The organism is Streptomyces sp. NPDC058620 (assembly GCF_042717135.1).
Classification (GTDB): Bacteria; Actinomycetota; Actinomycetes; order Streptomycetales; family Streptomycetaceae; genus Streptomyces.
On record NZ_JBHXQO010000011.1, the window covers coordinates 87,071 to 111,591 of the forward strand.

General features: G+C 69.8%; 20 protein-coding genes. 10 read left to right on the top strand and 10 right to left on the bottom strand.

The genetic code is table 11. The annotated features are described in order from the left end of the window. Positions 1-3 precede the first annotated feature (3 nt). Positions 4-1,635 (top strand): FAD-dependent oxidoreductase, encoded by a 1,632-nt coding sequence (locus tag ACFWSK_RS14235; protein ID WP_383784764.1) that lies wholly within the window; start codon positions 4-6, stop codon positions 1,633-1,635. A gap of 73 nt (positions 1,636-1,708) precedes the next feature. Here ACFWSK_RS14235 and ACFWSK_RS14240 read toward each other — a convergent pair whose 3' ends face one another. Both ACFWSK_RS14240 and ACFWSK_RS14245 read right to left on the bottom strand, forming a co-directional pair. Beyond that, positions 1,709-1,894 (bottom strand): DUF6381 family protein, encoded by a 186-nt coding sequence (locus tag ACFWSK_RS14240; RefSeq protein WP_383784767.1) that lies wholly within the window; start codon positions 1,892-1,894, stop codon positions 1,709-1,711. A gap of 114 nt (positions 1,895-2,008) precedes the next feature. After that, complete coding sequence (locus ACFWSK_RS14245) at positions 2,009-2,278, bottom strand: hypothetical protein (protein WP_185297048.1); 270 nt, start codon at positions 2,276-2,278, stop codon at positions 2,009-2,011. A 304-nt stretch (positions 2,279-2,582) separates the two neighbouring features. On the opposite strand from ACFWSK_RS14245, the gene ACFWSK_RS14250 reads away from it, so the two are divergent. Next, positions 2,583-2,939 (top strand): VOC family protein, encoded by a 357-nt coding sequence (locus tag ACFWSK_RS14250; RefSeq protein ID WP_383784770.1) that lies wholly within the window; start codon positions 2,583-2,585, stop codon positions 2,937-2,939. A gap of 110 nt (positions 2,940-3,049) precedes the next feature. Next, positions 3,050-5,446, top strand: coding sequence for an ATP-binding cassette domain-containing protein (locus tag ACFWSK_RS14255; protein ID WP_383784773.1), 2,397 nt, complete (start codon positions 3,050-3,052; stop codon positions 5,444-5,446). A 374-nt stretch (positions 5,447-5,820) separates the two neighbouring features. Here the strand turns inward: ACFWSK_RS14255 and ACFWSK_RS14260 are convergent, their stop codons facing one another. The 5 genes from ACFWSK_RS14260 to ACFWSK_RS14280 form a co-directional block, all read right to left on the bottom strand. Then, on the bottom strand, positions 5,821-6,909 hold the full coding sequence (locus ACFWSK_RS14260; RefSeq protein WP_383784775.1) for a glycoside hydrolase family 6 protein: 1,089 nt from the start codon (positions 6,907-6,909) through the stop codon (positions 5,821-5,823). Between the two features lie 90 nt (positions 6,910-6,999). Next, positions 7,000-8,196 (bottom strand): HupE/UreJ family protein, encoded by a 1,197-nt coding sequence (locus tag ACFWSK_RS14265; protein WP_383784779.1) that lies wholly within the window; start codon positions 8,194-8,196, stop codon positions 7,000-7,002. A gap of 181 nt (positions 8,197-8,377) precedes the next feature. Then, positions 8,378-12,304, bottom strand: coding sequence for a metallophosphoesterase (locus ACFWSK_RS14270; protein ID WP_383784782.1), 3,927 nt, complete (start codon positions 12,302-12,304; stop codon positions 8,378-8,380). 267 nt (positions 12,305-12,571) lie between these two features. After that, complete coding sequence (locus ACFWSK_RS14275; protein ID WP_383784785.1) at positions 12,572-13,036, bottom strand: hypothetical protein; 465 nt, start codon at positions 13,034-13,036, stop codon at positions 12,572-12,574. A 165-nt stretch (positions 13,037-13,201) separates the two neighbouring features. After that, a complete protein-coding gene (locus ACFWSK_RS14280; protein WP_383784787.1) occupies positions 13,202-13,924 on the bottom strand; it encodes an IclR family transcriptional regulator in 723 nt (240 codons plus the stop codon). Between the two features lie 338 nt (positions 13,925-14,262). Between ACFWSK_RS14280 and ACFWSK_RS14285 the strand changes: the two genes are divergently transcribed. The 5 genes from ACFWSK_RS14285 to ACFWSK_RS14305 all read left to right on the top strand — a co-directional run bounded on the left by ACFWSK_RS14285 (position 14,263) and on the right by ACFWSK_RS14305 (position 17,908). Continuing rightward, a complete protein-coding gene (locus ACFWSK_RS14285; protein WP_383784790.1) occupies positions 14,263-15,024 on the top strand; it encodes a hypothetical protein in 762 nt (253 codons plus the stop codon). A 13-nt stretch (positions 15,025-15,037) separates the two neighbouring features. Further along, positions 15,038-15,481, top strand: coding sequence for a phage holin family protein (locus ACFWSK_RS14290; protein WP_383784793.1), 444 nt, complete (start codon positions 15,038-15,040; stop codon positions 15,479-15,481). Continuing rightward, complete coding sequence (locus ACFWSK_RS14295) at positions 15,457-16,110, top strand: DUF3618 domain-containing protein (protein WP_383784796.1); 654 nt, start codon at positions 15,457-15,459, stop codon at positions 16,108-16,110. The genes ACFWSK_RS14290 and ACFWSK_RS14295 overlap by 25 nt, the downstream gene beginning before the upstream one ends. A gap of 116 nt (positions 16,111-16,226) precedes the next feature. Next, the gene (locus ACFWSK_RS14300; RefSeq protein WP_383784798.1) at positions 16,227-17,231 is read left to right on the top strand and encodes a YihY/virulence factor BrkB family protein; all 1,005 of its coding nucleotides are present in this window, start codon (positions 16,227-16,229) and stop codon (positions 17,229-17,231) included. A 104-nt stretch (positions 17,232-17,335) separates the two neighbouring features. After that, a complete protein-coding gene (locus ACFWSK_RS14305; RefSeq protein ID WP_383784800.1) occupies positions 17,336-17,908 on the top strand; it encodes a GNAT family N-acetyltransferase in 573 nt (190 codons plus the stop codon). Positions 17,909-17,993: 85 nt separating this feature from the next. On the opposite strand, the gene ACFWSK_RS14310 is transcribed toward ACFWSK_RS14305, so the two are convergent. Then, positions 17,994-19,070 (bottom strand): hypothetical protein, encoded by a 1,077-nt coding sequence (locus ACFWSK_RS14310; protein WP_383784803.1) that lies wholly within the window; start codon positions 19,068-19,070, stop codon positions 17,994-17,996. A gap of 363 nt (positions 19,071-19,433) precedes the next feature. Here ACFWSK_RS14310 and ACFWSK_RS14315 point away from each other — a divergent pair, with 363 nt between their 5' ends. Both ACFWSK_RS14315 and ACFWSK_RS14320 read left to right on the top strand, forming a co-directional pair. After that, positions 19,434-21,203 carry a PASTA domain-containing protein gene (locus tag ACFWSK_RS14315; RefSeq protein ID WP_383784806.1) on the top strand — a complete coding sequence of 590 codons (1,770 nt, stop codon included), beginning with the start codon at positions 19,434-19,436 and terminating at the stop codon, positions 21,201-21,203. Between the two features lie 464 nt (positions 21,204-21,667). Then, complete coding sequence (locus ACFWSK_RS14320) at positions 21,668-21,874, top strand: hypothetical protein (RefSeq protein WP_383784808.1); 207 nt, start codon at positions 21,668-21,670, stop codon at positions 21,872-21,874. A gap of 317 nt (positions 21,875-22,191) precedes the next feature. Here ACFWSK_RS14320 and ACFWSK_RS14325 read toward each other — a convergent pair whose 3' ends face one another. Further along, entirely contained in the window at positions 22,192-23,766 is a 1,575-nt protein-coding gene (locus ACFWSK_RS14325; protein ID WP_383784811.1) for a polysaccharide lyase family 1 protein, read from the bottom strand. A gap of 58 nt (positions 23,767-23,824) precedes the next feature. Further along, positions 23,825-24,007, bottom strand: a complete 183-nt coding sequence (locus ACFWSK_RS14330) for a hypothetical protein (RefSeq protein WP_383784814.1) — start codon at positions 24,005-24,007, stop codon at positions 23,825-23,827. Positions 24,008-24,521: the final 514 nt, after the last annotated feature.

Consider the following 24,521-nt stretch of genomic DNA (forward strand, 5'->3'; position numbering starts at 1 on the left):
CCCGTGTCCCGTACGCACACGATGCACGCACTACGCCGGCTCGCCGCTGAGCACGCCGCCGCACGCAGGCTGCGCATGCCCGTCGCCGATGTCCGCGGCTCCACCCGCCGCCAACTGCTCGGCCGGGCCGCGGCTCTCGGACTCGGCACGGCACTCGGCGCCGGGCTGGCCGCCCGGCCCGCCACAGCCGCCACGCAGCCGCTGACGAGTGGTCAGGCCCCGGTCATCGCCGTGGTCGGCGCGGGCATAGCAGGGCTCACCGCCGCGCTGACGCTCAAGGACGCCGGTCTCAACTGCACGCTGTACGAGGCGAATCGGGACCGGGTCGGCGGGCGGATGTGGACGCAGCGCGACCACTGGGCGTACGGCCAGACCTCCGAGATCGGCGGCGAGCTGATCGACACCAGCCACAAGAAGATCCTGGAACTGTGCCGCCGGTTCGGCCTCGTCACCGAGGACTTCCTCGGCGGCGGGCCGAACGGCGCCGAGGAGATCCTCTGGTTCAACGGGAGCTACTATCCCCGGAGCCAGGCCGACGAGGACTTCAAGGCGGTCTACCAGGCACTGCACCGCGATCTCCAGGAAGCGGGCGAGGTCCGGTGGAACCGGACCACGCCCGTCGGGACGGCGCTCGACACCATGTCGATCCACGAGTGGATCGCATCGCGCGTCCCAGGGGGTCACGCCTCCCCGCTCGGCCGGTTCATGGACGTCGCTTACAACGTCGAGTACGGCGCGGAGACCACGGAGCAGTCCGCGCTCGCCCTCGTCCTGCTCATGGGCTACCAGACCAATCCGGGCCGGTTCAACATCTGGGGGCTGTCCAACGAGCGCTACCACATCAGGGGCGGCAATGATCAGCTCCCGAACGCCATCGCGCAGGCCCTGCCCGCCGGCACCCTGCGCATGGGCAAGCAGCTGACGGCCCTGCGTGCCCACAGCAACGGCACCCAGACCCTCACGTTCACGGACGCCGGTACGGTCACGACCGTCGTCGCCGACCACACGATCCTGTGTGTCCCGCTGCCCGTGCTCCAAGGACTCGACCGGTCGGCGGCGGGCTTCGACCCCCTCATGACGAACCTGCTGCGCGACGCCCGCATGGGCAACTGCACCAAGCTCAACATGCAGTTCGGCTCCCGGCCCTGGCGCGGCACGGGGCCCTGGCACGGGGTCAGCGCGGGTGACTGTTTCACGGACAGCGATGTCCAGCAGACCTGGGACACCACCAAGATCCAGCCGGGCAGCGGCGGCATCCTCATCCAGTACGGCAGCGGCCGGCTGGCCAGGGAGCTGGCGCCCGCCACACCCTTCGCCACCGAGTCCGACCCGTACGTACGTGACCTCGCAGCGCGTCGCCTCACCGGAATCAACGCGTTCTTCCCCGGTACGAAGGCGGCCTGGACCGGCAGGGCGCAGGTGTCGGCCTGGCACCGCAACCCGTACGCCCTGGGCGCGTACTCGTACTGGCCCGTCGGCTATCTGCACCGCTACGCCGGCTACGAGGGAACACCGCAGGGCAACATCCACATCGGCGGCGAGCACTGCAGCTACGACTTCCAGGGATTCATGGAGGGCGGCGCGACCGAGGGGGAACGCGCGGCCCGGCAGGTGATCGGGAAGCTCGACGTGTAACGGGCTACCCGGTGCGCGGCAGGGGTCGCACGGACCACCTGCCGCGCACCGGGCCGGTCACGGTTGCGAGGCTCTAGTCGCTCGGGTAGACGTCGCCGGTGGCCATCGAGTTCAGCTGTTCGCTCTGGTCACGGAGCCGCGCCGCCTTCTCCTTGAGCCGTCGGCTCTCCTTGTCGTCCGACGCGTGCTCGGCGGCCTTGGACAGCTGCTCGGCCTTCTCGCGCATCTGATGGACTCGGTTGCCGATCTCGTCAGCCATGATCATCACCCATCCTCGGCACTCGGAATCTCGCTCACCATGCCCCGATTTTCCCTCACCACGCGTTGCCCAGCCATCCGGCGACCGACAGGGAAGGCGCCACGGACGCACGCGTCAGCGGGTGTCTCCGCACCAGTCCCACTTCAACGGGTCGGCCTGTCTGCTCCGGTACTCGGCTCGTCCGCCGGGGCCGTACGCGCCGATCTCCGTGATCAGCGCCGCCCCCTCGCACAACGCCGCGTCGGTCCACCCGGTCACGTCCAGAAGCAGGCCGTCGAGAGGACCGCCGACCAGCTCCCGGTAGTCGTGGCCCGGCTTCGGGCCGGGGTCCGGGTCGTCGTGGTCGGCGCCGTAGACCCGGCGCTGCCGCATGAGCTCGTCCATGCGGACAGCATTCCACCGGGCACTGACAACGGCCCGTCTGCCGGGTCACCCGCCGGTCGGCGCCCCGGGGGGCGGGCCCGACGGTCCCGGTCCGGTGCGCCCCGCCGGGCAGGTGACCCAACCGGTCAGGAATCGAGAAGCGCGCCCTCCGGGCCGGAGCTAGCGTGACGGACATGAACAGCGCGATTCACCCGTTTGGTGGTCCGGACATCGCCATCCGCGGCATCGGGCTGTCGACCCACACGGGTTCGCGTCCGCCGTCGGCCAGACGCTCACGACCGGACCCACGACTTCAGGAGCGACCATGACCAGCTCACCCACCCAGGGAATCAAGACCGTGCTGCACCCCGTCTCCGACCTGGCGGCGGCCAAGGCCGTGTACACCGCCCTGCTCGGCGAATCCCCGCAGACCGACGAGTCCTACTACGTCGGCTTCGAGGCGGCCGGCCAGCACATCGGACTGGTGCCGGCCGGTGGACCGCAGGGCATGACCTCGCCCGTGACCTTCTGGCACGTGCCGGACATCGAGGCGAAGCTGGCGGAGGTGACCGCCGCGGGCGCCACCGTCAAGGAGAAGGCCCACGACGTCGGTGGCGGCCGGCTGATGGCCACCGTCACCGACCCCGACGGCAACCTGCTCGGGCTGCTGCAGGACCGCTGAAACCCCTGCGTGCCGACGCACGCGGGATATAAGGTCCGGAGGCTGCCGAACCGAGCCGGGCGATGCCCACGGGGACCGCGAGGCGGCCCCGCGCAACAGATGGAGACACGATGAGCACGGCCAAGAGAACCCGCACGCAGTCGCCTGCGCCGCACGCCGCCGACGCCCACGACCTGATCCGTGTGCACGGTGCGCGCGTGAACAATCTCAAGGACGTCAGCGTCGAGATCCCGAAGCGCCGGCTGACGGTCTTCACAGGTGTCTCCGGCTCGGGCAAGAGCTCTCTGGTGTTCGGGACGATCGCCGCGGAGTCGCAGCGGCTGATCAACGAGACCTACAGCGCCTTCGTGCAGGGCTTCATGCCGACGCTGGCCCGGCCCGAGGTCGACGTACTCGACGGTCTGACGACCGCGATCATCGTCGACCAGCAGCGGCTCGGCACCGACCCCCGCTCCACGGTCGGCACGGCCACCGACGCCAACGCGATGCTGCGCATCCTCTTCAGCCGTCTCGGAAAGCCGCACATCGGCTCGCCCAACGCGTTCTCGTTCAACGTCGCCTCGGTCAAGGCGAGCGGTGGGTTCACCGTCGACCGCGGGGCCGGCAAGACCAAGACCGAGAAGGTGACGTTCACCCGCACCGGCGGCATGTGTACGCGTTGCGAAGGCCGGGGCTCGGTCTCCGACATCGACCTCAGCCAGCTCTACGACGACTCCAAGTCGATCGCCGAGGGCGCGTTCACCATCCCGGGCTGGAAGTCGGACAGCTTCTGGACGGTGCGGACCTACGCCGAGTCGGGCTTCCTCGACCCGGACAAGCCGATCAGGAAGTTCACCAAGAAGGAGATGCAGGACTTCCTCTACCGGGAGCCGACCAAGGTGAAGGTGGAGGGCGTCAACCTCACGTACGAGGGACTGATCCCCAAGATCCAGAAGTCGTTCCTCTCCAAGGACCGGGAGGCGATGCAGCCGCACATCCGGGCGTTCGTCGACCGTGCGGTCACCTTCACGGAATGCCCCGAGTGCGATGGCACCCGGCTCAGCGAAGCGGCCCGGTCGTCGAAGATCGGCAGGATCAGCATCGCCGACGCGTGCGCGATGCAGATCAGCGACCTCGCCGAGTGGGTACGCGGCCTCGACGATCCGTCGGTCGCGCCGCTCCTCACCGCGCTCCTGGGGGCCCTCGACTCGTTCGTGGAGATCGGCCTCGGCTACCTCTCGCTGGAGCGCCCGTCCGGCACGCTGTCGGGCGGCGAGGCGCAGCGCGTCAAGATGATCCGCCACCTCGGCTCCTCGCTCACCGACACCACCTACGTCTTCGACGAGCCCACCATCGGCATGCACCCCCATGACATCCAGCGGATGAACAACCTGCTCCTGCGCCTGCGGGACAAGGGCAACACGGTGCTCGTCGTGGAGCACAAGCCGGAGACGATCTCCATCGCCGACCACATCGTCGACCTCGGCCCCGGCGCCGGTTCGGCGGGCGGCACCGTCTGCTTCGAGGGCACCGTCGAGGGGCTGCGGGCCGGCGGCACCGTCACCGGCCGCCACTTCGACGACCGGGCCGCCCTCAAGGAGTCGGTGCGCAAGCCCACCGGAGCGCTGGAGATCCGCGGTGCGACGCGGCACAACCTGCGCAACGTCGACGTGGACATCCCGCTCGGGGTGCTCTGCGTGGTCACGGGAGTGGCGGGTTCCGGCAAGAGCTCGCTGATCCACGGGTCGATCCCGGTGGGGGCGGATGTCGTCTCCATCGACCAGACGGCGATCAAGGGGTCACGCCGGAGCAACCCGGCGACGTACACCGGACTGCTCGACCCGATCCGCAAGGCGTTCGCGAAGGCCAACGGAGTGAAGCCCGCGCTGTTCAGCGCCAACTCCGAGGGTGCCTGCCCGACGTGCAACGGCGCCGGTGTCATCTACACCGACCTGGCGATGATGGCCGGGGTCGCCACTCCCTGCGAGGAGTGCGGGGGCAAGCGGTTCGAGGCATCGGTCCTGGAGTACCGCTTCGGCGGCCGGGACATCAGCGAGGTCCTCGCGATGTCGGTGAGCGAGGCCGAGGAGTTCTTCGGCGCGGGTGAGGCCCGTACGCCGGCCGCGCACCGCATCCTTGAGCGGCTCGCCGACGTGGGGCTCGGCTACATCAGTTTGGGCCAGCCCCTCACCACCCTGTCCGGCGGCGAGCGGCAGCGGCTCAAGCTGGCCACCCACATGGCCGAGAAGGCGGGCGTCTACATCCTCGACGAGCCGACCACCGGCCTCCATCTCGCCGACGTCGAGCAGCTGCTCGGTCTGCTCGACCGGCTCGTGGACTCCGGTAAGTCGGTCATCGTCGTCGAGCACCACCAGGCGGTCATGGCGCACGCGGACTGGATCATCGACCTCGGCCCCGGGGCCGGCCACGACGGCGGACAGATCGTCTTCGAGGGCACGCCCGCCGACCTGGTCGCCGACCGTTCCACGCTCACCGGCGAGTATCTCGCGACGTACGTCGGCGCCTGACGGAGACCTCAGCCCCCGTGGAAGTGGGCTGGACCGATCAGTACTCAGCAGTACTGTGCGGTCCAGTTCCAAGCTGCGCGGGTCCGCATCCCGATGACTCGCGCGGTGTGATCGGGCGTGCCGGTGGGTCCGCGCTCGCCTTCGGCATGTCCTCCGGTGCCGTCCTGGCGGACTTCTTCACCCAGGGGCAGGCGTAACGAGGAGGGCCTGAGCTTCCCGGGCCATCCTCCACGATCCCCCGCTGAGCCGCCCCGGGGACCGGCTCAGCGGGGGATCGTCAGAGAGCGGTCATCAACTGCCGGTGGTCACCCACCGCTCGTCACCGCCCCCACGTCATCAGCGTTCGCCACCGCGCGCTCACCACCGCGCGCTCGTCAGCTGCCGTCGATCAGTGCCTCCGCCAGGTCCGGCGAGAAGGCGCCGGCCGGCGGGGAGCCCGCAGGGCACTGCGGGGAGTTGCCGTCGGAGTCACCCGGGTTCTTGATCCACAGGAGGTACTCGGCGCCTCCCGTGCCCGCGCGGGAGGTCACGCCGAGCTTGCGGCCCGGAGGGTTGCAGAAGCCGACGTGGCCGCTGGACGGGACTCCGGGGGTGACGTAACCGCCGTTACCGTTGCGGGCCGTGTCGATGACCCAGCGGGTGTCGACGCCGAAGTCGTTCTTGATCTGCGTGGCCAGCCGGGCACCGTACTGGTTGGAGATGTCGGTGGAGTGGAAGTTGGCGACGCCGATCGAGACACCCTTGGCCATGGAGACGCCGGAACGATTCAGCAGGTAGGCCATGCGCGCCAGGCCGATGCCTCCGGTGTTGTTGAAGTCCGGCCCCAGGGTCCAGGTGGCATTGCCCGCGTCGAGGTACGTCCGCGTGAAGGGACCCTGCGCGGCGAGGTGCTGGTTGGCGTACCAGAGCATGTCGAAGCGGGCTTCGAGCGCCTCGCCCGAGACACACGCGGGGTCGGACGCCTGGGCGACCGCGTCCGGCTCCAGGATCACCACGGCCGGGCGCCCGGCGATGCCCTGGGCGAACCCGTCGATCCACGCCTTGTAGCGCGCGGCGTCCTCGGAACCGCCCGAGGAGGCGCCACCGCAGTCACGGCCGGGGATGTTGTACGCCACCAGGACCGGCAGCTTCCCCTTGGCCGCGGCGGCGCCGACGTAGTTGCCGACCTCGGCCTGGATTCCGGTGCTCGGCCCACCACCGCGTCCCAGAGGTTGCCGGCTGCACCTGTTCCGGCGACCGTGACGCGCATCGCGCCACCGACGGAAGCGATGGGGGCCTTCTCCGCTGCCTTCTTGAGTACGCAAACATGCGGAGGAAGCGGCGTGGTCGAGGAACGTGACGTGCGGATCGCGCGGTGCAGAATACGCAACGGACAGTCCGCAAGCGGCGAGATGATCGGATTCCCCCCAGGGTTGTCCGGATCCTCCGGCGCGCAGGCCGGAGATCAGTCGTTGACAGCGCACACGGACGACTCTTTCCGGCCGTCATCCCGCCGCGGATGCGAATGACCCGCGTACGCCCCCGGTGACGACCTGCGGGCAGGAGTGCGGGCGTCAGGCCGCGATGGCCATCCGGTCCCAGAACCAGTACAGGCCGACGACCGCGATGGGCGCCGTGATCGCGGGCAGCACCCAGCGGTGTGCCGGGGTGCGGCGGAGGAGGGCGAGGAGGGGGAACACCACGGCGATGATGCCCAGTTGAACCGCCTCGATCCCGACGTTGAAGCTCAGCAGCGACAGCAGCAGCTCCCACGACCAGCGCTCCTCGATGCCGAGTGCGCCCGCGAAGCCCAGGCCGTGGACCAGGCCGAAGACGAAGACGGTCGGCAGCCGCCAGCGCTCGTTGCGCGGGCGGTCCCGGAGGAACACGTTGGCTGTGCCCACGGCGGCGATGGAGGCGGCGATCACCGGCTCCACCACCGCTGCGGGCACGTTCACCACACCCATCGCGGCCAGTAGGAACGTGATGCTGTGCGCGGCCGTGAACGCGGTCGCCGTGAGCACGATGTCGCGCAGGCTGCGGGCGCCCATGAGCAGCAACAGCAGGAAGAGGATGTGGTCCAGGCCGAACAGCAGGTGTTCGGTGCCGAGCAGGAAGAACTCCCCGATCTGGTTCCGGTGCGCACCGTGCGGTCCGGTGGTCTCCAGAGTCGGTTCCGCAGCCGTCAGGACCCGGGAGCCGCGCTGCCCGTCGATGTCGTAGTGGACGATCGTCTCGGTGCTGTGCACGAAGGTCTCGCTGTCCGGGAACAGGGCGCTGGAGATCGTGTACGGGCTGCCGTCGCCACCCGGGCAGTCGTAGGACAGGGCCAGGACGGCGAAGGCCCGGGTGCCTCGGGTGCGGACATCGGCGTCGCGGGTGCGGCGGGGTGCGCACGTCTCGCCGTCGCGGGTGAGGGCGAAACGCTCGGTGACGTACTCGGTCACCGCGTCGGCGTTGATCTTCAGCTGGCGCAGCTGCGTGGCGCGGTCCTTCGCGTCGTACGCCTCCGCGTAGAGCCAGGCCGACTTCATGAGCAGGTCGTACTCGAGGTCGAGCGTGACCTCGGCCTCGGCCCCGCTCCCCTCGGCAGCGACATAGGCGGCCGTGGTCGCGTCGTGGGCGGCTGCCGGGGCGGGGTGGGCGAGGCCGGCGGTCAGCAGGGTGAGCAGGGCCGCGACGGTGGAGAGGAGCCTGGCCGCCCGCCGGTCGGGCCGGGGCCGGGGTGAGCGGGAGGGCGGCGCGGGTACGGGCGGGCGGGGAGGCGGCATGGCGGTCTCTGTTCTCGACTTCGCGTAGATCACGTTCGTGGGGTGCGCATGCGCGAGGAGCACCTGCGGTGGGGGCTCATGCGAGGGGCCCGCCGCCCCCGAACTCTCTGGTCGGGGGCGGCGGGCGTGAGGTGGCGGAGCCGGACGGTGCGTCAGCCGGTCACCGCTGCGGGGAAGCCGGTCACCGCTGTGGCGAGAGGTGCGCGAACCACTGGTAGGCGGGTACGTGCGGTCCCCAGGTGCCGGGACGGCCGTCGGTCTCCTTCGTCACGAAGACGCTCGGCTCGGAGGCGGTCACACCGCCGCCGCGTGAGCGGGCCGTGACGAACCAGGCGTGGGCCGTACCGGGCTTGAGCCTCTTCCAGGTCACCGAAGCGGTGGTGCCGGAGTCGACCGTTGTCCTGCCGATCACACGCACGGGGTTGTAGAGCGCCACCGAGTCGGTCTTGAAGGAGGTCGTACGGGTGGTGAGGTCTACGGGGAGGACCATGTTGTCCTCGGTGCCGTCGTAACGGTGGTCCGTGTCGTACTCGGTGGCACCGAACTCGTCGAGGAGCGGCGAGTAGGTGTCCACCGTCAGCTCCGACCGGTCGACGTCGAACTGGAGCATCCGGAAGAAGCTCGCCCCGAACCGCAGCTGCTCGTCGGGCCGGTAGCCCCCGATCTCCGTCAGCCCGAGCCGGTCCGCCGACACTGTGTAGAACTGGTAGTCCGCGAGCAGTTCGACGACGTCGTGGGCGACCTCGCCGACGCGCGGCTTCACGTTCGTGCCGACACCGTGCTCATGACCGGCGAGGATCAGGAAGACGTTCGGGTTGTTCTGGACCACCTTCTTGTACAGCATCGACCCGTCGGGCGCGGAGAACGCGGCGCCGCGTCCGTCGGCGTTGCCGCTCGGCGCGAGGTAGTCGTGCGAGAGCAGGATGCCGTTGCGGCCGGGGTAGCGCTTGAACACGGAGTCGGCCCATTCGGCCTCCTCGCGCGTCACCGAGTAGGACAGGCCGACCACGACGAAGTCGACACCGCCTGCGGAGAACAGGTCGTAGTGGTTCTGGTTGTCACCCTCGCGCCAGGGGCCACCGTACTCGGCGTGCTCCCAGCCCTGGGCCGACGCCTGGTAGCGCTCGGGTCCGTAGTACTGGTTGTAGAGGGCGGACGGGCCGTTCTCGGTGCCCGACTGGTTGTCGTGGTTGCCCGCGATCACACCGTTCGCAACGCCCGCGTCGTCCAGTACCTTCTGCTGCTTCGAGGACACCTCCATCTCACCGACGGCCTGCTGCCGGCCGGCCTCGGTGGTGGGTTTGCGGATGTTGTTCTCGATGATGTCGCCGGTGTGGGCGACGTAGGCGATCTTGCGGTCGTCCTTGTTGGCCGCGACCCAGCGGGTGACGTCGCCGTACGCCTTCTCCCAGACCGCGCGCTCCTCGGCCGTCTCCTGCTCCACCGCGCCCTCAGAGAGGTACTGCGTATCGGTGTGGTGGACGATCGAGAAGTCGTACGAGTCCGGGTCGGCGAACGAGTTCGGGTCGCCCGCCTCGATGTCGTCGGCGAACGGGTCCTCGCCGGTCAGCATGACGTGGACCTGCTGCCGGTCGATGTACGTCCGGTCGACGGAGGCGGCCAGGACCGTGTTGCCCTCGGCGGCTCCACGGGCACTGGTCAGGACGTCCCACCGCTTCGCCGCGGTGTTCCACACGCGCAGAGCGGCGAGACGCTCGGGGTCGATGACCCCTTCCCAGCGCAGGACCGGCTCGTCGACGTGGCCCTTCACCTGGACGTCGAACCGCTGGAAGGTGACGTCCTCGGCGGCCGGGGCGTCGAGTGTCACACCGTCAGCGGGTGCGAGGCCGGCTGCCTTCACCTTCTTCTCGCCCTTCACCCGGAGCGTGGTGGGGACGGACGTGGCCGTGCCCTCGTACACCTCATTGGGGGTGAGGATCTCGGCCTCGGAGAAGGCGGCGCTCACCTCGCCGCCGTCGGGCTCGGCCACCTTCGCGGACAGCTCGACGCTGCCGCCCGCGTCGGTCGTGCCGGACTTCGGGGCGAGGTCGGCGGGTGCGTCCGGGATGCCCGCGGAGGTGAACGTGACCTCGCGGACCCCTGTGTTGCCCAGGCCGTCGGTCGCGGACACCGACAGGGTGTGCTCGCCGGCGGGCAGGCCGGAGCCCACGGAGGCGCCGAGTTCGATGGGCCGGCCGTCGAGCTTCACGTCGGGGCCGTCCACCACCCCGGAGGCGTCCTCGACGCGGACGTCCAGGACGACCGACGCGGTGAGCCGCTGCCCCGCGCCGGGGGTGCTCCCGGCCACGCGGGGAGCCGAGTTGTCGGTGACCAGCGTGCGGGTCGCGGTCGTGCCGGTCCGCGAGGTCGCGGCCAGGGTGTGGCTGCCGTCGTCGATCTTCGTGGTGTCGAGGTCGGCGCGCAGGCCCTCGGCCGGGCCGTCCACGAAGAACTGGAGGTCGATCTCGGTGAGCGGGTTGACGTTGCTGCCGCAGTCGCCGTCACCCATGGCGTACGAGCCCTTGACCATGCGGCCGGTGGCGGTGCCGGCGGCAGGGGTGAGCGTGATGCCCGAGATGCTGAAGTCGTCGCGGTTGTCCCCGCACGCCGTCGCGTACGTGCCGGTCACGAAGTCGACGGTGTTCCAGCCGGGGACGAGCCACTCGTTGGAGAAGGTCAGGTCGACGTGCTCACCGACGAAGTCGCTGTCGAGCGGCAGCTCCTGGCCGTTGACCACGATCTTGTTGCGGTAGTCGGTGTCGATCGAGTTGCTGCCGACGGTGAAGCCGAGGGTCGCGCTGCCGGTTCCGAGCGTTTCGGAGACGGCGACGGGCGGGGCGTCGACCGTGAAGTGCAGCGCCGCTTCGCGCAGGCGGGTGTCGCCGCTGCCGCAGGCGCCGTCCCCCAGGGGGTACGAGTCGGCGATGTCCCGGCCCGTGACGGTCGCACCGTCGAGGGCCAGGGTGGGCTTCGCCAGGTCGAAGTCGTCGCGGTTGTTCCCGCAGCTCTCCTTGTACGGGCTGGTGACGACGGTGATCGTGTTGTCCCCGGGCACCAGGTGGCGCGCCGGGATCGCTATGCCGACTCGCTGGCTCACCCAGGTGCCGCCGAGGTCGATGCGCTTGCCGTTGACGAGCAGGTGGTTGTCGTACTTGTCGTCGATCGAGTCCGGCCCGACGTCGAAGGAGAACGTCGCCGCGCCGTTGCCGAGGCGCGGGTACGTGACGGGTGCTGCTCCGTCCACCGTCAGGGACGCGACGCCTTCCTCCGAGCCCGCCGGCCGACCGGCGAACACGGACTGCCGGCCGGCGGTGAGCGTGCCGTCCTTGGGCAGGACGCGGGGTGCTCCGGCCGGGGCGTTGTTCACCGTCACGGTGCTCGTGACGGACTTGCCCGAGCTGGTCCTGGCGCTGAGGACGTGCTCCCCGTTGCCGAGCCGGGTGGTATCGAGTCCGGCCCGGAGGCCGGTGGTGGCCTTCGGGTCGCCGAGGACGAAGAAGCTGAGCTCCGCACGCTTGATCAGCGAGGTGTTGGAGCCGCAGCTGCCGTCACCGAAGGCGTAGGTGTACTCGTTCTCCTCGCCGTCCGCTACCTCACCGAGCAGTTCGAGGCGGATGTCGGAGAGCACGAAGTCGTCGTAGTTGGTGCCGCACGAGCTCTCCACCGTGCCGGCGAGGATCTCGATCCTGTTCTCGCCCTTGAGCAGGTGCTGGTCGGGGATCTCGATCGTGCCCCGCTCGTTGACGAGGTCGCCGATGTCCGCCCGGTAATCCCCGTTGACGACCACGTGGTTGCGGTAGCGGGCCTCCGTCGAGTTCGACCCGACGTCGAAGGTGAGGCGGGACACTCCGTGCGTCGGCTCGGCGTCGATCCTCGTGCCGTCGACGGCGAGCCCCGTCACGGAGTCCCCGGCCAGGGTCGGAGTGGCGCGGACCTCCTCCGTACCCTCCATGTACGCCCCGTCTCCGGGAGTGAGGGTGGGCAGAGCCGTGCTGTCGCTGTCCGGCGAGGCGCTGTGTCCTCGCGGGGGCTCTTCCGCCCGGGCGCCGGCGTGCGCCGTCGTCGGATTCCCGCAGACGAGCAGCAGGACGGCGAACGCCGCTCCCACCAGCCGTCGCCGGCCGGATACGCCACTCCGTGGTCTTCGCCGCTCTGCCGGCCTCATCAGCAGCCGCCCTTCCTGATCGCCGCAAGGTGACGGGCAGACGGTGCCGATGCTCCACGTGCCCGTGGTGATCCTGGTCAGCGCAGATGAACGGCGGTGGATCGGCCGTGGGCCATCAGGGGAAGGGTGTCCTGTTCCTGGCGTCCGCCCGCAACGAGGCGGCCCGCCGGGTCCGTTGTGGACTCGGCGGGCCGTCCGGTGCGGGCCGGATCAGATGTCGATGACCCGGTAGGCGATGGTGTAGACGCCGCCCGAGCCCTGGAGCACCCGGTACTGCGTCTCGGCGCCGAACTCGTTGCCCGTGATGGTCACCGAGCCCATCAGGTCGTCGCCACTCGTGCTGTCGTAGTCCCACAGCGAGAGGGTGCGGCTCTCCTGCTTGCCCAGGATGAGCTGCGCGTTGCTGTTGCTCTCGGCGAGCGACCGCACGTAACCGGTGCCCATGGTCTGGTACTTGGCGCTCGCCGGCCAGAGCTTGACCGGCTTCCCGACTCCGGCGATGTTCAGGTACGCCTCGTCGTGGTCGCCCTCGCTCTCGTCACCGCAGTGGAGGTCGATCAGCTGGATCTGAACGTAGTCGACCGGGTCGGCATGCGCGGAGCTCGCGGCCCCCACCAGTGAGCTGAGGCCGAGAGCCGCAGCAAGGGCGAGGCTGGTAAGGCTTCTGACGGTCATGTTGTCCCCCGTTTCGGGTCGTTACTGCCGGTCCCCCGACCGGCTCGGCTACAGACTGCCGCGCCTGCCTGCCGGCGTTCTACGCGCGTTCCGCTGAGCGGAACCGTCCCGACGGCCAGGCCCACGGCCGTCCGCCGACGAGGTGGCCGGGGACGTTCGCGTACCTCAGTAGTGCAGGACGGCGGGAAGATCGCGGGAAGCGGCCGCGGAACGCCCGAGGGCGGCGGTGATAGCGGCCCCCGCCTGCACGGCTTCCTGGGCCGCGCGCTGCAGGCGCTGGGCGGACAGGACCATGACGGCGACCGCGGCCACGGTCCTGTTGTCGGGCGAGCGGACCGGCAGCGCGGCGCAGCAGATGCCGTCCAACACCTCCCCGTGCTCCAGGACCGCCCCCGGCAGACGTCCTGCTGTACGCGCGGGGCCCGGCGCACTCAGGACCTGCCCGGCGGCCGTGTCCAGCAGGAAACTCATGCCGTTCCTGACCGGCACCAACGGCTCCGCCTCCCCGGGTACGGACGCGACGGTGAGGGCCCGGCCGTCGTGCAGCACCGTGACCAGGGCACTGGCCCCGGTGGCAGCGCGCAGCCGGTGCAGCGGGTGGCGCGCCGCCACCCGTAAGCCGGGGTACGGCTGCCACGCCTGCCCCAGGCGGTAGAGCTGGGAGCCCACCCGGTAGCGACTGCCACGCCGTTCCACGGCGCCCACGAGCAGCAGTTGATCGAGCAGTCTGTGCGCACTGCCCTTGGGTAACCCGCACTCCACGGCGATCTCGGTCAGCCCCGCCTCGCCACCGCACCGCCGTAACGCGTCAAGCAGCGCGAACGCGCCTTCGAGCACGCCTCGTCCCCGTGCGGGCTCGGCGGAGCGCACCTCATCCACCTGCGACATGTATCCCCCCGGATGCATCCCCCTGTGCCGTGCCCCCACCGGCCACGGCCGCAGAGCGAGCATGCCCGACGCTCCCCCCGGGGCCCAGCGGGCGCACACGAACGTGAGCCACGACACAGGGTGCGGGAGCCCACCTCGTTCGTCAGCGTCTGATCACGCAGAAGGGATGTCCCTGCCGACGCTTGTTTGAGCATGCAACTGGTGCCGTTCACATCTCCCCCCGTGGTCGATTCGTCCCATTTGGCGCATTCCATCCCGATTGTCATCATGGAAGGGACGTCCGACATGGGCGGCGTGATCACCACATCACGAGGTGCAGGACCGACCGAGGAGGAACATTGAGTGACTTCGACGGTTCGAGCCGCCGGGACCAGGGGGCAGCGGCGGCGGTAGCGCAGACCGCGCGGGAGAAGGCCGGCGAAGGCGCCGGACTGGTGAGCGAGAAGACGGCCGAGACGGTCGGCACCGCCAGGGAACAGGCAGCCAACGTGGCGGGCGAGGCGTCGGCCAGGGTCCAGGATCTCGCAGGCGACCTGCGCGAGCAGCTCCAGGGACAGGCCCGGTCCCAGACGCAGCGTGTGGCACAGAACGTACGGCGGCTGTCCGACGACTTGCGGAACATGAGCGACAAAGCGGAAGGCGACTCCTCGGCATCGGCCGCGGTGAGGCAGATCGCGGACCGCGGGCAGCGCATGGCCGACCACCTGGAGAGCAGGGGCCCGGACGGGCTCCTCAGCGACCTCCAGGACTTCGCCCGTCGCCGGCCCGGGGCGTTCCTCGCCGGTGCGGCGCTCGCCGGCTTCGCCGCTGCCAGGATCGGCAAGGGCGTCAAGTCGGCCGGAGGCAGCGGCCCACGGACGTCGGGGCCCTCGGCAGTCCCGGACTCTCAGCAACTCGGAGAGGGCCGGCCGGAGGGGGAAACCCCGGACGGCGTCCGCCGCGCGGAGGCTCCCGGTCCCCCGTACGCATACGACGCGGAGGATTCCGGCGACGGCCACGGCCCGCCGCGAAGCACCCCGTCCTACGGCGGGAGCGTGTCGTCGACCGGCCCCGTTCCGGTGGCCGGACCGCACCCGGATCCGGATTCGCGGCAGCCATAAGGGGGGCTCAACCATGGCCATTCACTACTCGGAGGACCCGGCCGTCCAGCCGGACGGGATCACCAGCACGCGGGCACCCTCGTCGGACCCCTCGGTCGGAGAACTGGTCGGCGAGATCAGCGAGGACCTCTCACGACTCGTCCGCAGTGAGATCGAGCTTGCGAAAACAGAGATCAAACAGGAGACGGCCAAGGCCGGGAAAGCAGCGGGCATGCTCGCGGGTTCCGGCTACGCCGGGCACCTGGTGCTGCTGCTGGGGAGCCTGGCGGCGATCTTCGGTCTGGCCCACGTGGTCGACCTCGCCTGGGCCGCGCTCATCGTGACAGCGTTCTGGGCTCTCGTGGGAGCCATTCTCTTCGTGACGGGTCGAAAACGCCTGCGCGCGGTACGAGTGCCGGAACGGACGTCCGAATCACTGAAGGAGGATGCGCGATGGGTGCGCAACCCGACGAGCTGAAGACCGAGGTGGAGGACACCCGGGCCCATCTGGCACGCAACGTGGACCGTCTCGCGGAAAGGGTGTCACCGAGGAGGGTCGCGCGGCGGAAGGCCGGAGCCGCGCAGCACCGGCTGACCGGTCTCAAGGAGCGCGTGATGGGAGCGGCGAGCGACACCCGGGACGCGACGTCCGGCCAGGCGGAGAGCGCCGGCGAAGCCGCCGGGCAGGTCGGCGCCGCGGTCAGGCAGACGGCCGACCAGGTCGGCGAGTCCGTACGCAACGCTCCCGGCCAGGTCGCACAGCAGACGCAGGGCAGCCCGCTCGCCGCAGGCTTGATCGCCTTCGGTGCCGGGATGCTCGCTGCCGCGTTCCTCCCTGCCACAGCGGCCGAGGAACGGCTGGGCACGCGGCTCAGCGAGCATTCCGACGAACTGCTCCAGCCCGTCAAACAGACGGCGCAGGACGTCAGGGAAGAGATGCGCCAACCGGTCACCGAGGCCGCGGAGTCTCTGAAGGGCACCGCGCGGGGTGCGGCCGGAGCCGCTGCGCAGCAGGCCCGGGAGTCCGGAAAGGAGGCGGCATCCGGCCTTCGCGACACCGGCCAGGAAGCCGCGCAGGAAGCACGCGACCAGTCGCCTAGGGGCTGACTCCTCCCGGCCGGGACAGATAAGAGGTGCCTCCGACGCCGGTCAGGACGACGTAGGCACCTCCGGCGCACGGGGCCCGCCATCGCGTCACACACCCCCGAGGGCAGGTGAGCTGTATGTCAGTGCAACAGTCCGGTAAGCCACCCCAGTCGCCTACCGAGGTCCCCAAGGCGTCATGGATGAAGGTGCTGAAGCGCACGGCCAAGGAATTCAAGCGGGACGAGCTCACCGACAGGGCGGCCGGCCTGACGTACTACGGCATCCTCGCCCTGTTCCCCGCCCTGCTGGTCCTCGTCGCCCTGCTGGGCATCGCGGGCGAGTCCGCCACCCGGACCGTACTGGAGAACATTCAGAAACTGGCCCCCGGCGCGGCTCGTGACGTGATCACCAACGCGGTGACCCAGTTGCAGTCCAGCGGCGGAACCAGCTCCGTGCTGGCGATCGTCGGGCTGCTCGTCGCTCTGTGGTCGGCTTCCGGATACGTCGCCGCGTTCATCCGCACTTCCAACGTCGTCTACGACATTCCCGAGGGCCGGCCCGCCTGGAAAGTGCTGCCCGTACGCGTCGGCCTGACTCTCGTCCTGATGATTCTCGCGTGTGTGAGTGCGCTGATCGTCGTACTCACGGGCGGCATCGCCCGTCAGATCGGCACGGCTCTGGGCATCGGCGACACGGCCCTGACCGTCTGGTCCTTCGCCAAGTGGCCCGTCCTCGTGGTACTCGTGACCATCATGCTCGCGATCCTGTACTGGGCGGCGCCGAACGCCAAGGACCGCGGCTTCAAGTTCGTCTCGCTGGGAAGCCTGCTGGCCCTGCTGATCTGGCTGGCCGCCTCGGCGGCCTTCGCCTTCTACGTGGCCAACTTCGGCTCCTACAACAAGACGTACGGCGCACTCGCCGGCATCATCATCTTCCTGGTGTGGCTGTGGATCACGAATCTGGCGATCCTGCTGGGGCTCGAGTTCGACGCGGAGATGGCACGGGAGCGAGCGGTCATCGCCGGTCACGACCCGGACGACGAGCCCTACGTCGAACCGCGTGACACCCAGAAGTGGACGGACGAGGACCAGCGGGCCATGGGCACGGCCGAGCCCCGGGAGGAACAGGGCAGGGACGAGTGAATACCCGTGAGGGCGGGACTCCGGGCAACACGCGTCCGGGCGGCCCGGACCCGTACCGCACGGACCGAGGGGCATCGCAGCGTAGCCCGTGGCATCGTGGCAGCATGACCATCGAGGTGCGCCCGGCTTGGGTCTTCGGCGACGTCCGCACCCTTCTCGGCCCGAAGTCACCCGGGGCCAACGTCTGCTGGTGCCTGAGCTACCGCGTCCCCTCCAAGCTCAACAACGAGCTTCGCGGACCGGCCCGCGGTGAGTACGTGGCTGAGCTCTGCCGTACGCAGCCCCCGCCGGGAGTGCTCGCCTACGAGGGTGACGAGCCGGTCGGCTGGGCCGCCGTGGCACCGCGCTCGGCCACCTCCTTCGCACGCAGCCGCAAGATCCCGCACGTCGACGACCTGCCCGTCTGGTCGCTGTGGTGCATCCGCGTGCGCCCCGGTCATCGCAGGCAGGGGATCTCACACGCTCTCATCGCCGGGGCGGTCGACTTCGCCCGTGCGCACGGTGCACCGGCGATCGAGGCATACCCACTGGACAACGGCGACGCCAAGGTCGACCTGACGATGGCGTACGCCGGAATCCGGAAGAACTTCGAACGTGCCGGATTCACCAACGCCGCCGACACCACCTCGGTGCTGGCCGGTCACCCCCGGGTCCTGATGCGGCTCGACCTGCGCTGACAGGATCGTCGTCGGGTGAGCGGTAGGCAGTCGTACCGCTCAGCGACATGCAACCGCAGCGCTCAGCGGTTCGCCGCCCTACCGCTCAGGGGGCGATCGTCCACCGCTGGGCCTCGGACCCGTCGCACGTCCACACGCCGAGCTTCTTGTAGTCCTCGTCGTAGGTCAGGCAGTCCTGATCACTGATCCTGATCTGGTACGCGTCGCCCGCGACACCGACCACCTCCCACTTCTGCAGCGAACTCCCCTTCCAGGTAGTGACGTTCGCGAAGTAGGTGCTCTTGTTCTCCGTGAGGTCCGGCCCCAGGCCGTTGGTGATCTCGTAGCGGCCTCCGTCCGTCTCCTTCAGGGTCCACCGCGAGTTCGCGGCACCCAGCTCTCCGGCGACCACCGTCGAGCCGGAGGTGGCGTTCGTCGCCACGGCTCCCAGGTTGTTGACGGTCTTGAGGTACACGGGGACGCCGACCGGCGGACGGCCGGAGGCGTCGGGGGTGGTCGCCGCCGTGTCGGCGCGGTAGCCGGGCCGAGGGCCGGGCTGGGCGGGCACACCGGGCGTGATGGGTGTGTCGCCGGGGCCCGGCGTCTCCCCCTTGGGCACCGCGGGGATCGTGGGCACCTCGGTGGGACGGAAGTTCACGGTGGAGCCGTTGCGGTCCCACAGGCCGTAGAAGGCCCAGTTGCCCCAGCCGCCGTCGCCCTCGTTGGTGAAACTGCCGCCGCCGGAGAAGATCCAGATCCGATAGGTCTGGTCCTCGCGCGAGGTCTCGTCCTGGTACTCCACGTCCGTCTGGAACGCCACGTCCTGAAGGTTCTGCTGGTAGCGGTTGACGAACCACGGATCTCCGAAGGCGTTCTTGCCCTTGATGTCGAGGATCATGACGTTGTAGTAGCCGCCGGTGCGGTTCGTCAGCATGTCGAGAAGACCCTTGACGAAGGCTTCACGGGCCAGTCTCTTGGTCTGGGCGCTCTGCTGCGCCGCCAGGATGCACCATGTCAGGCTCCCGATGCCGTACGAGCCCGGTGTCACTGCGCTCGCCGCGTTGCAGTTGTCGGTGACGGGGTCGTACGTGCCGTCCGCCATCGCGGGCTGGGCAAGACCACCGACCGTCAGGGCACTGACGCATACACCGGCCAGAACCGACAGCTTGCTTCTCGAACGCACGGGTTCTCCTTCTCGGGCACCGACAGAGCTACGTACGCCAAGAGCCGCGATGAACCCGGCCTGATACGTCGGCATCCGGTCAACCTCTTTCGGCCACATGCGGCTGGGTGGGGTACACCGCGCAGCGCGCGTGCGGGGTACGAGCGTCACCCGCTCGACGCGCACCGCCCGGATGATCGGGGAGATACGGGAGCCGGCCGCGTCGGTGAGCTACCCGACCCCCGGCCCGGCGACAAGTAGCGTGCCGCACCCGCGGGCGCGGGGGACGGCGGACCGAGGCCCTCGGGAACAAGACCAAAGGTGACCTGCGGAAAGTCCCGTACTGGTGCCCGGTCGAAGATCACCGGCCGTTAACATCCCCACATGTCCGACGCTCCCGCCCAGCGCCTCCTGCGGAACGACTCCCGCACCACCAGGGTGGCGACTCACGAGTCCCTCGCGCTCCCGGTCCCGGGGGCACAGGCCCTTCTCCGTACCCTCCGCGCCGGCGAGAAGGTGCTCGCCCTCTACCGTCAGGGGCTCGGGCACGCCGCGCTCACCGAGAGCGGTCTCATCCTCCTGGGGGTCGGGTCCGCGCCGCAGGCGACGCGCGTACCGAAGCCCTTGGCGATCCTGCGCACCACGCACGGCGCCCGCCGGCGCGTGGACGTGTCGGTGGAAGGGCGGCGCGTCAGCCTCTGGGGCTCGCGGCTCGACCCGTCCGGCCAACTCGTCATGCAGGCGGGCACGCTGGTGCCCGACACGCTGGCGGAGGACCCGCGGACGGCCGCGGCTGCCGCGGCTGAGAGCATCTCCCTCCCCGACGACCACAAGAAGGCGCTGCTGGAAGAGCTGGCGCCGGGCGAGGTCGTCCGCGCCCTCTACCGCGACGGGTGGGGTCATGCCGCGCTCACCGGGAACGGCCTCATCCTCCTCCGGAACCTCTGGGCCGCCCCCAAGGTGACCCGGGTGCCCGCGCCCCTGCTGATACTCCGGCGTACGTACGGCCTGTTCGACGCCGTCGAGATCCTCGTCGACGGCACACCGCGCAAGCTCGACGGCTCGAAGCTCGACCCGAAGGGAGAACTCCTCCAGTCCATGGGGGCACTCCTGCCTGCCGCATCCCCCGCGCGCCCTCGTCGCGGGACACGGATCGCCACCTGGATACGCCGGCATCCCGTCCTGATATCCACCGGCGCGGCCCTGATGTTCCTCGGCGGCCTCGCGTCCGACGGTGGCGGGGACGAGGCGTCGGCGCGGGTCCGTGCGGACCACCCCCTGACCGTCCCCGATTTCACCGGGGCCCCGCTCACCACGGCCGCGACGGAGGCCGGCGACCACCCGTGGCTGAAGGTCTCGGCCATGGACGCCTCCTCCGCCTTCCGGCCGTTGACGCCGGCCGAACCTGGCTGGCGGGTCTGCTTCCAGACACCCGACCGCGACGAGACGGTCCGCCCCTCAGCAAGGATGCTGACGCTGTACGCGGTCCCGGACCGGGAGGAGTGCCCGACGCGACTGCTCGGCCCGCGCCGCGTCCTCATGCCGGACCTCATCGGCGAGTGGTACGAGGACGCCTCACGGGCCCTCGACGACTTCGGTCTCGATCGAGCCGTCCACTTCCACGCCCATACCGGCAAGCGTCTCGACGACACCTCGCGTGACCTGGCCGACTGGCAGGTCTGTCGCCAGCAGCCGGACCCCGACACCGAGGTCTCGGCCCACACACGGGTCGACCTTTGGCTGATCGGACCAGCCGAGCCCTGCACCGAACCCAGCCCGAAGCCAAAGCCCAAGCCCAAGCCTGACCCGAAGCCCGATCCGGCACCGAAGCCGTCCTACGGGACGACGTCGGGAGGCGGCACGACGGGCGGCATGACGGGCGGCACGACGACCGGGGGTACTACCTCCGGGGGCAGCAGCGCCGGAAGCACCACCTCCGGGGGCGGTTCCGGCGGAAGCACCACCACCGGCGGCTCCTCCGGCAGTTCGGGCGGCTCGGGCAGCTCGGGCGGCAGCACCGGCGGCAGCTCAGGGGTCCGGTTCGGGCAGTTCTGCTCCCCCGTGGGCGGCACCGCGACAACGTCCGACGGGCGGCCCGCGAAGTGCTTCATGGGCAAGGACGGCCAGGCCCGTTGGGGGTACAACTCCGGGTGACCCCGGGTTGTCCCGGGCTGACACAGTCCGCCTCCAGGGTCGGGCAGCCCTCTCCCTACCCCGAGTTGGTCCCTCATAACTCCGGCCATGGCGGCCGCTCTCCGAAGATCGGCCGCCGACCGCCCCTGATCCACAACGCGATTACCTAGGGCGGGATGACCGCATGATCGCCCCCGCAAAACCACCTGCCCTGCGCCCCGTCCAGGCACCGTCCCCGCGGCGGCCGCACTCCGGGAGCTGGGCTCGACGAGCGCGATCGTCTGCACCCCCAGCTCCAATGCGGGCGCCGTCGCCACCTACGAGTCAGCCGGCTTCCAGCAACTCCCCGAGGTCCGGGACCTGTACCGGGACGCCCGGTGCCGTGTCTCCCCGATCACGAGCGGCGCCGGATGAGGAGTGCTGAGAAAGGGTAAAGGTGACAGCCTGTGGCCTGTATTCCAGCAGGCCGTGGGCCGCGCTCTCTGGTGGATCGCAGTAACCTCTTCGACCACCACGTCCCTGTCTTCGCCCCGATCGCAACCCTCTTCGCGCTCAACACCCCCGTCGGAGGGCGGGGTACCAACGCGGTACGCGTCGTGTGCGAGGTCGTCGCGGGCGTCGTCGTCGGGCAGCCGGCCTTCCACTTCCTCGGCCACGGGGCCACGTCCGTCGGCGTGACCGTCCCGGCGTGACCGTCCCGGCGTGGCCGTCCTGTGCGCGCTCCTCGTCGCGCCGCTCGTCGACGCAGAGCGCATCACGATGGACCAGGACGCCGCAGGTGCCGTGATCTCCGTCGCGGCCGGACAGCAGGCCGGGATCAACCGCGTACAGGGCGCCCTGCTCGGGTGCTCCACTCGACCGGCTCGGCGGCCCTATCCGCTCGCGGACGTACGCCCTGAGCACGGGAACGGGGCCGTCGTATCCGACGGCCCCGTTCCTGGAGCTTCCCGCGCCTGGCGTTCCCCCGTGCTGCGCGTTCCCCCGTGCCTGGTGGACGAGGAGCGAGCAACTAGCCCGCGTAGGTCTCGAACTCGGCGACCTTCGGTGTGCCGGTCGAGCTGGTGATCTCGAAGGTGACCTTGCTCAGCGAGGTCCGGGGGAAGGTGATGGCGCCCGCCCCACTGCCCGAGTTCAGTACGGCGCCGGTGTCGCCGTTGATGACCTTCCAGGAGCCGATGCTGCCCGTGGAGCCCGCCGCCTCCCGGATGTTGACCGAGGACACGGCGGTGGCGGAGCCCCACTTGACCGAGACGGAGCCGGTCGACCCGGCCGGCGACCAGTAGGTGCTCATGACCCCGTCGCGCACGTTGCCGTAGCTCGTTCCGTCGGCCTTGCTGGAGCCGTCGGAGCCGGCGCCGATGCTGAGGTTGGTTCCGCTGGGCGGGGTCGGACCCGGGGTGGGAGTCGTGGGCCCCGGCGTGGGCGTGGTCGGTGTCGGGGTGGGGTTGGTCGGTGTCGGCGTCGGGCTGGGGTTCTGCGGCGAGCAACTGCCGTCCGACACCTTCAAGCCCTTGTTGGCGCCGGCCGTCTGGCCCACCACAGCCGGCACACAGCTCGCGTTGTCGAGGCTGTAGGCGTAAGGGATGTTGACGGTGGTGTTGGACTGCGGGTTGGGACCGGCAGGGTTGTTCTCGCTGCCGCGGGCGGACCAGGTCACGTTGTCGAACGTGTTACCGCTGACCTGCCAGTAGCCTGCCGCGGTGGTGTAGAAGGTGCCCAGGACGTCCTTGGAGTCCTTGAAGTAGTTGTTGTCCACCTTGGCACGGGCCCCGGCACGGGAGTTGATCCCGGACTCGTTCAGCTTCACGTAGTAGTTGTTGTACATGTGGGCGATGCCGCCACGCAGCAGGGGCGCCCGGGAGTCGATGTTCTCGTACAGGTTGTGGTGGTACGTGATGAAGCCGTTCGAGAGTTCGGTCTCACTGGAACCGACGAGGCCGCCGCGGCCGGAGTTGCGCAGGGTGCTGTAGGACAGGGTCACGTACTGGGTGTTGTCCTTCATGTCGAAGAGGCCGTCATACCCCTCCGACTCCCCGCCCGACGCCTCAAGGGTGGCGTGATCCACCCAGACGTTGCGGACGTTGCTCTCCATACCGATGGCGTCACCACCGTTGGACGTGGGCGAGCCGGACTTCTTGACGTTCCGGACGGTCACGTTCTGGATGATGATGTTGCTGGACTCCCTTATGTGGATGCCCAGTTGATCGAACGTCGCCCCGCTGCCGACACCGACGATCGTCACGTTGCTGATATGCTTGAGCTCGATCACACCGTCGGCGGTGCTGCAGCTGGTGCCCGATACCTTGGCGGTGTTGCCGTGGTTGATGGTCCCCTCGACCTCGATCGTGATCGGGGTGCTGCTACTGGCCCGGCCGCACAGAGCCGCATGGATCGCGGTCCCCGTGGTGGCACGCACCGTCTGCCCACCCGCACCGCCGGTGGTCCCGCCGTTCTGGGTCGCATAGCCGGTGGCACTGCCGGTCGCCGCCGACGCCTCGGGCGTCGCAAGAACCACGCCGCCCACCGCCGCAACGGACAACGTGGCCAGCGCCGCACAGAGTCGGAGTACGAATGGTCGTCTCATCCTGGTCTCCCCATTCCTCTTCGCATGTCGAGTACCGCCCATACCTGCCGTGGACATGTCATGCCACCCATTGAGCTGCCGACGTGTCGCTGAGCAGGTTCTGGTTGCCCTGCATCTGAGGGCTCTTCGATGTGATCAGGCCGAACTGTCGCTCTGCGCCCGCCTCGTGCCGGATCGATAGCGGCTCATGCATCGATTCACGGCAACCCGGAAGGGAAAGCGCTTTCTGTTCGCGCAGCATAGGGCCGCTTCTGTTCGACTGACAAGGTTCTTGGCGCTTTCCGGAATGAATAACTCCCCGGAGCCGCACACCTGTTGTCGTTCGTCATCACGACCGGCGGCCGGGGTGGCGCGCCGCAGAATGGCCACCATGCTCCGCCCCCACCCTCGGCCGAAGGCTGCGGCGCCCTCGCACGGCAGCGCACCACCGAGGAGACCCGAAGCCCAAAACCCCCAGGTCACACCGCGACAACCGACTGGCACGCCGCGAGATCACCGACCCGGTCACCCCCTCACCGCACAGACCGCATCGGCTGCGGGAACCAACCGGAGTGTTAGGTGCTTTCGTCGCTGCCGCCGGCGCCCGGGGGGCTCCGGGCCGCCACGCTCGGCTCACCGCCGGGACACGCCTCCGTGCGGGCTCGCACCTCCGGCGCCGAGGCGCATCCCACCCTTCGGCTACGGAACGACCGACACTCCCGCCCACAGCAAGCGCTCTCACCGCGGCGCGGACGTCGCGACGAGCCCGCCCGGCA